The 13,627-nt window shown below is 74.4% G+C and carries 9 protein-coding genes and 1 pseudogene; 4 read left to right on the forward strand and 6 right to left on the reverse strand.

Annotated elements, in window-relative coordinates:
* Positions 1-162: 162 nt before the first annotated feature.
* Together ACIBIW_RS08825 and xylB are read right to left on the reverse strand one after the other, a co-directional pair.
* Complete coding sequence (locus tag ACIBIW_RS08825; RefSeq protein ID WP_399333517.1) at positions 163-1,356, reverse strand: ROK family protein; 1,194 nt, start codon at positions 1,354-1,356, stop codon at positions 163-165.
* A 40-nt stretch (positions 1,357-1,396) separates the two neighbouring features.
* The gene (gene xylB / locus ACIBIW_RS08830) at positions 1,397-2,842 is read right to left on the reverse strand and encodes a xylulokinase (RefSeq protein ID WP_399333519.1); all 1,446 of its coding nucleotides are present in this window, start codon (positions 2,840-2,842) and stop codon (positions 1,397-1,399) included.
* A 151-nt stretch (positions 2,843-2,993) separates the two neighbouring features.
* Between xylB and xylA the strand changes: the two genes are divergently transcribed.
* Positions 2,994-4,160 (forward strand): xylose isomerase, encoded by a 1,167-nt coding sequence (xylA, locus tag ACIBIW_RS08835; protein WP_399333521.1) that lies wholly within the window; start codon positions 2,994-2,996, stop codon positions 4,158-4,160.
* Here xylA and ACIBIW_RS08840 read toward each other — a convergent pair.
* The 4 genes and pseudogenes from ACIBIW_RS08840 to ACIBIW_RS08855 all read right to left on the reverse strand — a co-directional run.
* Complete coding sequence (locus ACIBIW_RS08840; protein ID WP_399334030.1) at positions 4,061-5,332, reverse strand: hypothetical protein; 1,272 nt, start codon at positions 5,330-5,332, stop codon at positions 4,061-4,063. The genes xylA and ACIBIW_RS08840 overlap by 100 nt on opposite strands.
* 447 nt (positions 5,333-5,779) lie before the next feature.
* Entirely contained in the window at positions 5,780-6,391 is a 612-nt protein-coding gene (locus ACIBIW_RS08845; protein WP_399333523.1) for a hypothetical protein, read from the reverse strand.
* Positions 6,388-7,713, reverse strand: coding sequence for an MFS transporter (locus ACIBIW_RS08850; RefSeq protein WP_399333525.1), 1,326 nt, complete (start codon positions 7,711-7,713; stop codon positions 6,388-6,390). Before ACIBIW_RS08850 ends, ACIBIW_RS08845 begins: the two co-directional genes overlap by 4 nt.
* Before the next feature lie 245 nt (positions 7,714-7,958).
* Positions 7,959-8,252: pseudogene (locus ACIBIW_RS08855) on the reverse strand (ATP-dependent helicase); the annotation flags it as partial.
* A gap of 426 nt (positions 8,253-8,678) precedes the next feature.
* Here ACIBIW_RS08855 and ACIBIW_RS08860 point away from each other — a divergent pair.
* The 3 genes from ACIBIW_RS08860 to ACIBIW_RS08870 all read left to right on the forward strand — a co-directional run bounded on the left by ACIBIW_RS08860 (position 8,679) and on the right by ACIBIW_RS08870 (position 13,627).
* Entirely contained in the window at positions 8,679-9,734 is a 1,056-nt protein-coding gene (locus tag ACIBIW_RS08860; RefSeq protein WP_399333527.1) for a fatty acid desaturase family protein, read from the forward strand.
* 137 nt (positions 9,735-9,871) lie between these two features.
* Positions 9,872-10,054, forward strand: coding sequence for a hypothetical protein (locus ACIBIW_RS08865; protein ID WP_399333529.1), 183 nt, complete (start codon positions 9,872-9,874; stop codon positions 10,052-10,054).
* 174 nt (positions 10,055-10,228) lie between these two features.
* Positions 10,229-13,627, forward strand: a complete 3,399-nt coding sequence (locus ACIBIW_RS08870) for a hypothetical protein (RefSeq protein WP_399333531.1) — start codon at positions 10,229-10,231, stop codon at positions 13,625-13,627.

Raw genomic sequence — 13,627 nt, forward strand, 5'->3', positions numbered from 1 at the left:
TTCCCGCGGGGACGGTGTCCCGCCGGTGTCGGCCCGGCGGACATCCCCACGCCGACCACGGTACGAGGCGAGACGGTCGAGCCGGAAGAGCCCCGGGAGGATCTGGGGACAACGGAGCCGATGTGGATAACTTCGTCACCCGTACGGGGGTATGAGTGGAAGTCAGACGTCGGCGTACACCGCCGCCGGGTCGTCGAGCACCGCCCGAACCACCGAGTGCGCCGCGCCGAGCAGCGGTCCCTCCGGGCCCAGCCGGGAGACCTCGATGCCACGCGCCGGGCTCGCCACCCGCCGCTCCAGCTCCTCCTCAAGGGCGGGCAGCAGCCAGGGGGCCAGGCGGGAGAGCGCCCCGCCGAGGACCACCGACCGGGGGTCGAGCAGGTTGACCGTCCCGGCCAGCGCCACCCCCATCGCGGTCCCCGCCCCGCGCAGCGCCGCCACCGCCGCGCTCTCGCCCGCGCCGGCCCGCTCCGCCAGCAGCTCCACCCCGCCCTCGCCCCGGCCGATACCGGCCGCCCGCAGCACCGCCTCCTCGCCCGCGTACTGTTCGAGGCAGCCGTGTCCGCCGCAGCCGCAGGGCGGCCCCTCCGGGTGCACCGGCACATGGCCGAACTCACCCGCGAAGCCGCGTTCGCCGCGCAGCAGCCGCCCGTCGACCACCACCGCGGCGCCGATGCCGATCTCCGCGGACACATGGACGAAGTCACCGGGTTCCGCGTCCCCGAGCCAGAGTTCGGCGAGCGCGCCGAGATTGGCCTCGTTCTCCACCGTCACCGGCAGGGCACCGCCCAGCAGCGCCACGAGGTCGCGGCCGTGCCAGTCCAGGTTGGGCGCCCTGACCACGGTGCGGTTGTCGCGGGCCACAAGACCTGGTACCGCGACGGTGAGCCCGGCCGGCCGCAGGCCCCCGCCCTCCGCCTCCGCCACCGCCCGCCGTACCAGCGCGTTCAGATCCGCCGTCACCGGCTCCGGGGCCCGGCCCCGGTTGCGGACCCGGCGCTCGGCCCTGGCCCGCACCTCGCCGCGCAGGTCCACCACGCAGACCGCGAGGTGGTCGACGCCGATCTCGGCGCCGACACCGGCGGGCCCGCGCTCGCTCACCGCCAGCGCCGAACCGGGACGCCCCACACGGCCGGGGCGCTCGGGGCCGAGTTCCCGCAGCAGCCCGGCCCTGACCAGCTCGTCCACGAGCGTGGAGACCGCCGCCCTGGTCAGCCCGATGCGCGAGGCCGCGGCGGCCCGTGACATCGGCCCGTCGGCGGCGATGGTGTGCATCACCCGGGAGAGGTTGCGCCGCCGCATGCCCTGCTGGGTGTCGGGGGTGCCGGTCCGCCTGGCGGGCAGAGGCTCGCTCATCGGCCCGTCCGCCCGCCGCGCGGCGCCGCGGACCGCGCGGTCACCGGGCGCCCGGGGTCCGGCCCAGCAGGCCCCCCGCGTCCTTGAGCACGCCGGAGATCCGCTCCATGGCCGCACCGTCCCGCGCCACCGCGTCGAGCAGCGGCCCCTCGGCCGTGCCCCAGCGGCGTGCCACGGCCCCCGCGTCCTCGCCCGTGAGCACCCCCGCGGCCTGCGCCGCGGCGCCCAGGGCCACCAGCTCCTTGGCCTCAGGCACGCGCACCGGCCTGCCGGAGAGCCGTAGCACCGTCTGCTGCCAGGCCCGGCCACGGGCGCCCCCGCCGATCAGCAGCAGGGGAGTGGAGCGGTCGGCGTCCGCGTCAAGCACCGAGTCGAGGGCGCTCAGCAGCGCGTGCACCGCGCCGTCGTACGCGGCCTGGAGGAGCTGCCCCGCCGTGGTGTCGTGGCGCAGCCCGTGCACCAGGCCGGACGCGCCGGGCAGCGCGGGTGTGCGCTCCCCGTCGAGATACGGCAGCAGCGTGGCGGCGCCGCCCTGCTCCACCGCCTCGCGGTCGCGGCCGAGGAGGGCGGCGATCCGGTCGACGGCCAGCGTGCAGTTGAGCGTGCAGGCCAGCGGCAGCCAGTCGCCCCTGGCGTCCGCGAAGCCCGCCACGATCCCCGTCGGGTCGGCGGGGCGCCTGCGGGAGACCGCGTAGACCGTGCCCGAGGTGCCCAGGCTGAGGACCGGGGTGCCAGGCGTCAGCCCGAGGCCCAGGGCCGCGGCGGCGTTGTCACCGGTCCCGGGCGCGACCAGTGTGCCCTTCGCGAACGGCAGCTCGCCGTCCGCCCGCACCGTGCCCGCGACCTCGCCCGGGCCGACCACCCTCGGCAGCAGCGCGGCGTCGAGGCCCACCCGGTCGAGCATCGCCTCGTCGTACGACTCGGTCTCGGTCGCCCACCAGCCGGTGCCCGACGCGTCCCCGCGGTCGGTGGTGCCCTCGCCGGTGAGCCGCTCGGTCAGATAGTCGTGGGGGAGGCGGACGGCCGCGGTCGCCCGGGCCGCCTCCGGCTCGTGCTCCGCCAGCCAGGCCCACTTGGTGACGGTGAAGGAGGGCCCCGGGACGCTGCCGAACCGCCGCGCCCACGCCTCGGGCCCGCCCAGGGCCTCGATGAGCCGTTCGGCCTGGGGCGCCGAGCGCACGTCGTTCCAGAGCAGCGCGGGCCTGACGGGCCTGCCGCCGCCGTCCAGGGTGACCAGGCCGTGCTGCTGACCGCCCACGGCGACCGCTGCCGCCTGCCCCGCGGCCGTCCCGCACTGGCGCAGGGCCTCCCCGAGCGCCGTCCACCACTGCTCGGGATCGCTTTCCCGGCCCGCCCCCGTGGTGACGGTGTGGGGCGCCTGGCCCTGCGCGACCACCCTGCCGGTGGCGGCGTCGACGACCAGTGCCTTCGTGGACTGGGTGGAGGTGTCCACCCCGACGACGAGCGGTCCCTCGGCTGCTGACATCGGCACTCCGTCCCTGCTGCTCCTGTCCGGCCCGGCGGCCGGGGAACGGGCCGATGCGCCCGTTCCGCTGTCGACTCTTCCCAGCGCTGCGTGTGCATACTAATTTGTAAAGTGCCATGACGAAATAGCGCAGCGAGCGAGGAGCCGTGTCATGAGTTATCAGCCCACCCCCGCGGACAGGTTCACCTTCGGTCTGTGGACCGTCGGCTGGCAGGGCCGCGACCCCTTCGGCGACGCCAGCAGGCCGGCGCTCGACCCCGTCGAGTCGGTCAAGCGGCTGTCGGAACTCGGCGCCTACGGCGTCACGTTCCACGACGACGACCTGATCCCCTTCGGCTCGATGGACGCCGAGCGGGAGAACCACGTCAAGCGCTTCCGCGAGGCCCTCGACGCCACCGGCATGAAGGTGCCCATGGCCACCACGAACCTGTTCACGCACCCCGTCTTCAAGGACGGCGGGTTCACCGCCAACGACCGTGACGTGCGGCGCTTCGCGCTCCGCAAGACCATCCGCAACATCGACCTCGCGGTGGAACTCGGCGCCACCACGTACGTCGCCTGGGGCGGCCGGGAGGGCGCCGAGTCCGGCGGCGCCAAGGACGTGCGCGACGCCCTCGACCGCATGAAGGAGGCGTTCGACCTGCTCGGCGAGTACGTGACGTCGCAGGGCTACGACCTGCGCTTCGCGATCGAGCCCAAGCCCAACGAGCCGCGCGGCGACATCCTGCTGCCGACGATCGGGCACGCGCTCGCCTTCATCGAGCGCCTTGAGCGCCCCGAGCTGTACGGCGTGAACCCCGAGGTCGGCCACGAGCAGATGGCGGGCCTCAACTTCCCGCACGGCATCGCCCAGGCCCTGTGGGCGGGCAAGCTGTTCCACCTCGACCTCAACGGCCAGAGCGGCATCAAGTACGACCAGGACCTGCGCTTCGGCAACGGGGACCTGCGCGCCGCGTTCTGGCTCGTGGACCTGCTGGAGCGGGGCGGCTACGAGGGCCCGCGGCACTTCGACTTCAAGCCGCCGCGTACCGAGGACATCGCGGGCGTGTGGGCGTCCGCCGCCGGGTGCATGCGCAACTACCTCATCCTCAAGGAGCGCGCCGCCGCCTTCCGCGCCGACCCCGAGGTCCAGGAGGCGCTGCGCGCGTCGAGGCTGGACGAGCTGGCGCGGACCACCGCGGAGGACGGCCTCGCCGGGCTGCTCGCGGACCGCGGCGCCTACGAGGAGTTCGACGCGGACGCCGCCGCCGAGCGCGGCATGGCGTTCGAGCGCCTCGACCAGTTGGCGATGGACCACCTGCTGGCCGCCCGGGACTGACCCGGCGTCCCCGTGGCGGGGCGGCGGACGGCCGCCGACGCCCCGCCACGCGCGTTATGCGCCCTCTGCCGCCCGCGCGAGTGCCGCCGCCGGGTCGTGCTCCGGTGGGCCCGCGGGCGCCCAGCTCCCGTGCGCCCGGCGGAAGGGCCACCACCGCTCGTCCCTGCCGAGCCGCAGTTGGGCGGTCCCGTCCGCGGTGGTCCGGCGGTTCGCGTCCGCCGTGAGCGCGGGGCGCTCGTCCCCGTCCCACGCGGAGCCGAGCGCCGTACGCGCGCGTGCGGCCACGGCGGCCGTGGGACGCGAGGCGTTCTCCAGCACGTCGAGCGCGGCGGCGCCCCCGAGCCGCCAGGCGGCCGCCGCGTCCGGCAGTTCCCCGCGGTACGGCCCGAGCCCTCCGCGAGCCGGAGCGCGGCACGTCTGCCGAGGGCAGGCGCGGTGTCCGGCAGCGCCGCGGCCAGCCGTGCCGCGTCCTGCCCGACGCCCAGCGGGGTTTCGGGCGGCGCGTCGGGGTGGCCGGGGCCGAGGGCGGCGGCCAGGAGCCGGTGCGCCTCCGCGGCGGCCCGGCCGACGACGAACGACAGCGCCGCCGGGTCGAGCCCCCTCGCCGCCTCTCCCGCGTCGTCTTCCGCGTCGTCGAGCGGCGGGGGCGCCGCGGGCCGCTGCGACAGTCGCGGAGGCGGCGGCGGGGCGGGCAGCTCGCACGCACGCGCGTACGCGTCCGCCCCCGCCGGAGCCGCCTCCCGGCCGGACCGCTCGCCGTCCGGGGCGGAGGGCCGTGTTCCGGTGCGGGCCCGCAGGCCGTCGCGCACCTCCCGCTCGCTCCTGCCGCGGATCAGCAGAAGCGCGAACGGGTCGCGGTCGAGCAGGCGCGCCATCCGGTAGCTCAGGGCCGCCGTGTGGGCGCAGTGGTCCCAGCAGCCGCAGCCGCACTCAGGCTCCAGATCCCCGATCACCGGCAGCAGGTCCACGCCCACCGCCTGCGCGTCCTCCACCAGATGCGGTGGCATGTCCCGGTCGAGGAGGGCCGCCACATGGCCCGCACGCTCCGCGGCCATCGTCAGGGAGCGGTCCCAGTCCGCGTCGTCGAGCGGGCTCAGCAGCACCTCGGAGCGGTGCGCCTCCCGCCCGCGCTCCCGTACGACCGCGGTGACCCGGCCGGGCCGCACCGACACCGCGCCGACCGCTCCCGCGCGCGAGCCGCCGTCCCGCGCGCAACTGGCTCCCGTCCAGCGCGGATTCCTCCAGCGCCGTCAGATGCTGCTCCAGCAGCCGCGCCATCCGCACGTACTGGGTGAAGACCAGGACCCCCGCGCCCTCCGCGAGGATCCTGTCCAGCAGTTCGTCCAGCAGCTCCAACTTTCCCGAGCGCCCGGCCAGGCGCGGTCGGCCGTCCCGCCCGTCCTCCTTCAGGAACTGCGCACTCGTGACCGGCTGCCGGTCCTGCCCATGCTCGTCAAGGTCGCCCATCGCCGTCTCAAGGAGGCGCGAGCCCGTCTCGACGCGCTCAACGCCGCCCCGCTTGGCTCGACGTTCGAGGTTCTGGGGGAGACATTCACGGTTCCGCGCTCGACACAGCGGTCCGACGGTCTTTCAAGCAGGGCCCGGGACGGCCAGGGCAATCAGCGGTTCCTTTTCAGCACCGGAAAGCCGTTGAAGTTCCAGCCGCACGACTTCCGCAGAATCTTCATCACGGACGCCATCCTCAACGGCCTGTCGTCCCCATCGCGCAAGTCATCGCTGGTCACGACCACATCGGGACCACGATGGGGTACGCCGCGATCTACCCCAAGGACGCCATCGAAGCCCACCGGGCATTCATCGCCCGCCGCCGGGCCCTGAGGCCGGTCGAGGAGTACCGCACAGTCACGCCGGAGGAATGGGACGAGTTTCTCGGGCACTTCGAGCGCCGCAAACTGGCCCTGGGCGACTGCGGGCGCGCCTATGGCACCGATTGTGCTCATGAACATGCTTGTGTCCGCTGCCCCGTCCTGATCGTGCACGCCACGGAACGGCCGCGGATGGTCGAGATCCGCGACAACCTTCAAGAGCGGATCCTGGAAGCCGAACGCGAAGGCCGGCTCGGCGACGTCGAAGGACCGCAGAGCAGCCTCACCCACGCCGAGGAGAAGCTCGCCCAGCTCGCTGCGCAGATCGCCCCAGAAACAGGAGGCTGCCGACCTGGGAATTCCCACCTTCCGGGAAGCCGTTTCCCGCACCAGCACCGTCGTCACGCCGCAGGAGTCGCCCTGACCTGGGCTGTCGGTGGCGCGTCATGCGAGGCCGGCAGCTCCCGTCCCAGGCGTGCGAGCGGGGACAAAGCCATCACCACCGGGGACAACATCATGCCCGCGGCCGTCAGCAGCAGGCTGGTGCGTAGCCCCCACTCCTCCGTGAGGAATCCGCCGACCAGAGAACCGAGCGGGGTCAACCCCATGCCGATAAACGTGATCGTCGCGGCCGTGCGGCCCTGCATCGCGTCCGGAGTAACGGCCTGCCGCACCCCCATGACCATGACATTCACCAACTGGCCGCCCGTCCCGAACACGAAGCTGGCCGCAAGGAGCACGGGGACCGTCAGGGCAGAGGAGCCGTGCAGCGCGGGCACGCACAGGAACGCGCCGTCGCCGAGCGCCGCCGCGGACACGAGCACCGCGCCGTAACCGAACCGGCTCGGCAGGCGGGCGGCCAGCAGCGAGCCCAGGAGCGCACCAGGTCCCGCTGTCGCGAGCGCCAACCCGACGACGGTGCCCGGCAGGTGCAGTTCCCGCGGCAGGAAGAGGAGGTAGACGGTCATCATGGCGGCGAAGGAGAACTGGAAGGCGGCCGAGGCGAGGCACACGGTCCGAAGCACGGTATCGCCGACGACGAAACGCAGGCCCTCATGAATCCGCTGCCAGACCCGCGGTGGGCGTTCCAGGCGCTCTGGGATCGATTCGGTTCGCCGGATCCGCCGGATCGACAGGAACGACAGCGCGAAGAACAGCGCGCTGGAGGCGGCGGCGATCGACGCCGACAGCAGGGACACCAACGCACCGCCGAGGGCGGGACCGCCGATCTGGGCCGCGGACCGACTGCCCTCAAGCGCACTGTTGCCCCGCACCAATTGATCGCGCTTCACCAGTCGTACCAGAGACGCCTGATATGCCACGTCGAAGAACACGGACAGAGCCCCGACGGCAAAGGCGGTCACGAGCAATGCCGGCAGGCCGAGCACCCCGAGGAGGCTGGCCACGGCGGCAGCGCCCAGGGCCAGGGCCCGGCCGGTGTCCGCGAGCACCATCGTCGTGCGGGTCCGCCACCTGTCCACCCACGCGCCCACGAAGAGCGAGAGCAACAGGATCGGCGCCTGCCCCACCGCACGAAGGACGCCCAACTGGCCGGCACTGGCGTGGAGCGTCAGAACGGCGAAGAGCGGCAGAACCACGAGACTTGTGTGTTCACCGAGTTGGGAGGCTGTCTGGCCCATCCAGAGTCTGCGGAATTCGGCGTCCCGCCACAGGCCTGACGGAACAGGTCGACCGGAATCGGATACAGCGGAGTAAGCGGACGGCACGAGGGTCCCCTGGGTTGCCGACAACGAGGCCCGTCACCCGGCGCGTGACAGGTGCGCCGACGGTTCAGGCAGAGAAAGGCTCGCTGTGCCGCAACATCAAGGGCAGCACGCGATGACAGGCCGGTCAGGGCCTACAACGTCAACGCGTGCTCGGACGACCGGGCATGTCTTGGCTCCTCGTGGGTGGCTCGTTGCGTCCAAACCTTAGCCGTGGACGGCTTGGCGCGAAAGGCGGTCTCGCTCGTCTCTCGCGCAAACCAAGCAGGCTGCACCGTAGTTCGGAGAAGGTTGCAGATCTGCTTGAGACCCGTCAGCAGCTTGACGACGAGACCGCGGCGGGCGAAGCCGGAGGCCCCGGAGATCGCGTCCAGGGTCTCGCGGACCAGCGCCACGTACAGGCCCGCCTGCCCGGGTGTCAGCGCCACCGCGAGGTCGCGCTCCGTCTTCGGCGGCAGCTCGGGCGCGATGCCCGGGGCGCTCTTGCGGCGGCGCAGCAGCCCCGGCGTCGTCCAGTCCAGGATCGCCCACAGCTCCGAGAGGCACGCACCGCGGCGAGTTCGGGCGCTCCCAGCGGCGCACAGCGCCAGGCGTCGTGGTCCTTCGCAGCAGCAGCCCGTCGGCCGCGAGCCGTAGCGCCAGCAGCGCGGCGGCGCCCCGGAACGCCGCCGCGGGATGGGGCCCGGCGTCCATCCGCGCGCGTGTGAGAACCGGCAGGGCGTCGCGGACGGGGATCACCAGAGCAGGGACACTCGCCTCCCGCACCGCCGCGCCGCGGGCCAGGGGGCTGCACCACGCGCTCGGGACCGGCGTGCCATCCGGCACACCCCCTGCCGGGGGTGGTGTCAGCCCCCCTGCCTCCCGGGGGGTCGGCTCCGCGGGACAGGGGAGGTAATGCCATGGTGCCCCTCGGTCACGCTGCGTACGTTCTATCAGGTCAGGACGCCTCCCAGAGACCGGAGACCACCATGTCCCAGGCCGCCGCCGCACTGGCGGAACCGTCGCCCACGACCAAGGACACCGGGGCGCGCGGCAGCGAGTTCGCCCCCTTGCTGCGGGCGGTGAAAGGCCAGGGACTGCTGGAGCGGCGCACCGGCTGGTACGCCCGCACCATCGCCGTGAACGCGGCGCTGCTCGGCGCCGTCATCGCCGGTATGGTCCTCGTCGGCGACTCCTGGTGGACCCTGCTGCTCGCCGTGCCGCTCGCCGTGCTGTGCGCGCGCAGCGCCTTCGTCGGCCATGACGCGGGCCACGCGCAGATAACCGGCAACCGCGACACCGGGCGCGTCCTCGGCCTCCTGCACGGCAACCTGCTGCTCGGCATGAGCTACGCGTGGTGGAACGACAAGCACAACAGGCACCACGCCAACCCCAACCACGTCGACAAGGACCCGGACGTCGTCGCCGACGTGCTCGTGTTCACGCAGCGGCAGGCCGCGGTGCGCACCGGCTTCCGCGGCTGGCTCACCCGCCACCAGGCGTGGCTGTTCTTCCCGCTCACCCTGCTCGAAGGGCTGGCACTGAAGATCAGCAGCGTGCGCGACCTGCGCCGCCAGTCGCCGCGCGAGCGCGTCGCGGAAGGCGTCCTGCTGGCCGCACACGCGTACGGCTATCTCTGGCTGCTCTTCGGCACGCTCTCGCCGGGCAAGGCCGTGCTGTTCCTGCTGCTGCACCAGGCGCTCTTCGGGCTCCACCTCGGCATGTCCTTCGCGCCCAACCACAAGGGCATGGACATGCCCGACCCGGACGGCGAGTCCTGGGGCCACCTGCGCCGCCAGGTCCTCACCTCGCGCAACATACGCGGCGGACTCGTCACGGACTGGTTCCTCGGCGGGCTGAACTACCAGGTCGAACACCACCTCTTCCCCAGCATGCCCCGCCCCCACCTCAGGCTCGCCCAGCCCCTGGTCCGCGCCCACTGCCGCGACCTCGGCATCACCTACACCGAGACGGGGCTCGTCGACTCCTACCGCCAGGCGTTGCGCCACATGCACCACGTCGGGGAGCCTCTGAGGGAGGCATAGGAGACTCCTGCGCCCATCCCCGGGAAAACCCGGGGTAGGGCCTCAGGGACGGATCAGGGTCGCCGGATGGAACCACACGGCACCCGAGGTCGTTTTCACAGCAGAGAGCGGCGCGAGCCGCGAAGGAGGCGACGTACATGTCGAAGAAGGCGAAGGTCGCCGCGGGAGGCGTGGCGGTCGGGCTCATCCTGCTGATCTGGCTGCCGTGGTGGGCCGCGGTGCTGATCGTGCTCGGCGTCCCCGCCGCTGCCTACATGACCCTCGACTCGGGGCAGCGCCGCAGGCTGCGCCGCATATCGCGCAAGGAACTCGGGCGCTGACCAGGTCCGGTCCCGGAGCGCCGCGGCCCCGGGACCGGACGGGCACCGAAGCCCGCCCGGGGCGCGCGGCGGGCCGCCCGGTGCGGAAAGCCCGTTGCGCGATCACCCGCGCTCCGGGCAGGATCTGCCCATGATGAACGGAAAGGAGGCCCCGCGATCCCACGGTGATCGCTGATGGGCCCAGAAGAATTCCCGCAGACACCGGCCGGAGAACCCCGGGAACCGGAGGCCTCCGCACAGTCGCCCGCCGACCGGCTCGGCGCGCACCTCGACTCCCTGCCCTACCCGCAGCGGACCACCGCCCTCGCCCGCCACGCCCGCACCCTCACGCCCGACGCCTACCGCGAACTGCACACGGCACTCGACGCGGGCGACTCCGAGGAACGCCACCGCGCCCTGCTCATGGCCGTGTCCCGGCGCGATCTGGCCACCGTCACCCGCGCCCTGCGCGACCCCCTGCTGCGCCGACGCGCCCTGTCCGCGGCCATCCGGCTGCCCGTACCCGACAGCGCCCTCACGGAACTCGCCCTGGACCCCGTCCGGGCCGTACGCCACGACACCTACCGCGTGCTCAAGCTCAGCCGCAGAACCCTGCTTGCCGCCGCCCTGCTGCCCGCCGTCCGGCAGCAGCACGGCGACGCGGACGCCGTCCTCCTGCTCCCCGCCTGCCCCGCCGACACGGCCGGGGACTGGCTGCCACGCCTCGACCCGCCGTTCTCCGCGCTGAGCGCCCTGGCACGCACCGCCCCCCGGGCCGTCGCCACCCACATCGCCGCACGCTTCAGAGCCTGCGCACCGGGCGCCGGACACCGGCTCGCGCGCACCTGCCGAGCCCTCGCGGGCACCGTCGCCGCACGCGACCCGCACGCCGCCCTGACCCTGCTGGAACACGTCCCCGACCTGCTCGGCCCGCAGGCCATGTGCTCCGTGCTGCTGCGGCCCGACGACGCCCTGCGCATCCTGCGCGCCTCCGGGCCGCCGCCCGCCAGCCCCCGGCTGCGTATCCCCAGCGGGCCACTGCCGCCCGCCGTCCGGCGCGCCCTCGCGGCCGCCGACGACGACCAGGTCGAGGAGCTGACCCACTACATCAGGACGGCGACGAGCATCCGGCGTCCGTGCCGCCCCGCCGCCCCCGACGCCCTCCTCATGGCCCTCCCGCCGCAGCGCCGTCGCCGCGCCGCCCTCGCCCAGACACCGGGGGAGTCCCGGCGCACCGTGCCTCCCCCGGCGTCCTTCGCGGCCCTCTCGCGCGAGGACCGCTCCGCCATCGCCGCCACCCTGCCCCAGACGTGGTTCGACAATCCGCGGAGAGCCGCCCGGCTCGCCGTCACCCTGCCGTTGGCCGACGCCGAGACCGTCCTGCGCCGCCACACCGACTCGCACGACGCCTACACCAGGGGGATGGCCTGGCCCGCGCTGCTCGCCTGCGCCGAACTCGACGGCGATCCCGCGCAGTACGCGCGCGTGGTACGCGACTGCGAACGGGCCTGGCACGACAGGGACCCGATACGCCACGCCTTCCTGGCCCAACTGGCGGCGGCGGGCCCGCGCTTCCTCGCGACCCTGCCACCCGGCCTCCTGAGCGAGATCACCCTCACCACGGTCCGCGCCAGGGACACCGGCGGGCTCAGCTTCGCCGCCGTCGAGCGCCTGCTGCGCCGCTTCCACGCCGCGTCCGCGACAGGGCCCGACCCCCGGCGCGCGGCCGGGGCCGCGCTCCTGCTTGCCGAGGTCGTCGCCGACCCGCGGCACACGGGACCTGTCAGGCCGCTCGCCATGTCCCCCCGCGCGGCACGGGACCTGTGGAGCGCCCTGGAACCGAGCCTTCCGGCCCGCGGCGACCTCCAAGTCGCCCTCGCCGAACTGCTCGCCCCCCGGCTGCACGAACTGCCCGCGCTCGACGCCCGGGTCCGCAGGATCGCCGTCACCGACGACGACGCCGCTCTCGCGGCCCGCGCCGCGGCCTGCTGGGCCGCGCCCGCCCGCACCCGTGAGCAGCGCTGTGCCGAACTCGTCGCGCTCGACACCACGTTCGCCTGCGTCCCGCTCGTGCTGCGCACCATCGCCACCCGCAGGACCGACCTGGTCGACGGGGTGATCGCCGCCGCGGCCGCCGGTACGACGGGACGGCTGCGGCCACGCGCCACCCCGTGGGCACTCCATGTGCCACCGGGAGCCCCGGGACGGTGGCTGCCCGCCCAACGCGCGCGATGGGACGAGCTTCACGCGCGCGTGGCGGCCGACGAGTCCCTGCCACTACGGGCGCGCACCGACGCGGCGGAGGCCACACAGGACCCCGGCGCGCTGACCGCGCTCGCCGAGGCGGCGCCCGTCCCCGTCGCCGCGGCGGCCCTGACCAGGCTCGGCACCGTCCCCGCTGCCGTCGCCCCCGGCCGCGTCACGGGCACCGTCGAGGCACTGCTGCGGCACGCGGGCGGCGGCGGCGTCAAGGCACGGGCCGCCATGTGGTCACTGCGCCGGGTGCTTGCCCATCTGCCCGCGCGGGACGCCGTCGGCCTGCTCGCCCCCCTCGCACGCGCCGACGACACCCCCGTCGGCAGCCGCAAGGAGGCGGCACGCCTGCTCGGAACCATCCCCGGAGACGCGGCCCGCGCCGCGCTCCTCGACGCATGGGACGCGCCACGTCAGCACCGCGACGTCAGGGCCGCCCTCGCCACGGCGCTCCTCCCGGCCGTCGCCAGGCCCGAGGTGGCCGCCCGGTTGTCCGAGCGGGCCGACGAACCCGCCGTGCGCGACGCGCTCGTCCACAGTTCCGGCACGGCGCGCTCCACCGCCCAGGAGGCGGCCGTCGTCAGGTTTCTGACGTCGCTGCTCCCCGGCCACAGCGACGAGACCTGCCGTGCCGTGTGCCGGTCCCTCGAAGCGTGGAACACCGACGAGGTCGAGGAGGTGGCGGCCGCACTCGCCGCCGTGGTGGCGGCGGACCGCCCCGAGCCGGTGTGGGACGTCGCCGTGGACCGGCTCCACCAGCTCCGGGGCCGGACCGCCGCCGACACGCTTGCCCGGCTCTGCGAAGAACTCGCCCGGCGGGCCCGGGACGGCACGGGAGAGGCACGCGCCGAAGCGCTGCGCCGCCTGCACGGCTGCGTCCGGTCACGGTGGGCCCAGACGCCCCAGCCCGCGGTGCGGGCCGCCGACCGCCTCGTCCCGCTGCTCACCCGGGTCGGGCTGCACGCGGACGCGGCCGACCTCACCTGGCGCACGGCACTCGACGACATCCGCCGCGGCCACTGCCGTACGGAGCGCTGGGACGGCCTGCTGCGCCTGCTCGACGGCCACCCCACCCGGTTTCCCGTCGACGCGCACCGCGGCGACTACATCAGCGCCGACTCCCCACGCGCGCGTGCCGCCCTGCTCAGGTCGGCCAGGCTCCTTCGCGCGCGGGGGACACCGACGGCGGGAGCGCTCGCGCTGGCACTGGTGCGCAGCGGAGGCAGGGCGACGCTCTGGGTGGCCGACTGGCGCGCCGAACTCGACGCCCTGCGGGCCCATCAGGACCAGGACACCGCCACCGCGGCCCTCCTCGTCAGGACCGGCGCCCGGGGCCGCTGA

It is taken from the genome of Streptomyces sp. NPDC050560, from assembly GCF_044457285.1.
Classification (GTDB): Bacteria; Actinomycetota; Actinomycetes; order Streptomycetales; family Streptomycetaceae; genus Streptomyces.

What these genes read in the sequence shown, in the direction of transcription:
- ACIBIW_RS08860 (WP_399333527.1), top strand. Translation starts at nt 8,679, where the DNA reads ATGTCCCAGGCCGCCGCCGCACTGGCGGAACCGTCGCCCACGACCAAG.
- ACIBIW_RS08870 (WP_399333531.1), top strand. Translation starts at nt 10,229, where the DNA reads ATGGGCCCAGAAGAATTCCCGCAGACACCGGCCGGAGAACCCCGGGAA.
- ACIBIW_RS08825 (WP_399333517.1), bottom strand. Translation starts at nt 1,356, where the DNA reads ATGAGCGAGCCTCTGCCCGCCAGGCGGACCGGCACCCCCGACACCCAG.
- xylB (WP_399333519.1), bottom strand. Translation starts at nt 2,842, where the DNA reads ATGTCAGCAGCCGAGGGACCGCTCGTCGTCGGGGTGGACACCTCCACC.
- ACIBIW_RS08865 (WP_399333529.1), top strand. Translation starts at nt 9,872, where the DNA reads ATGTCGAAGAAGGCGAAGGTCGCCGCGGGAGGCGTGGCGGTCGGGCTC.
- xylA (WP_399333521.1), top strand. Translation starts at nt 2,994, where the DNA reads ATGAGTTATCAGCCCACCCCCGCGGACAGGTTCACCTTCGGTCTGTGG.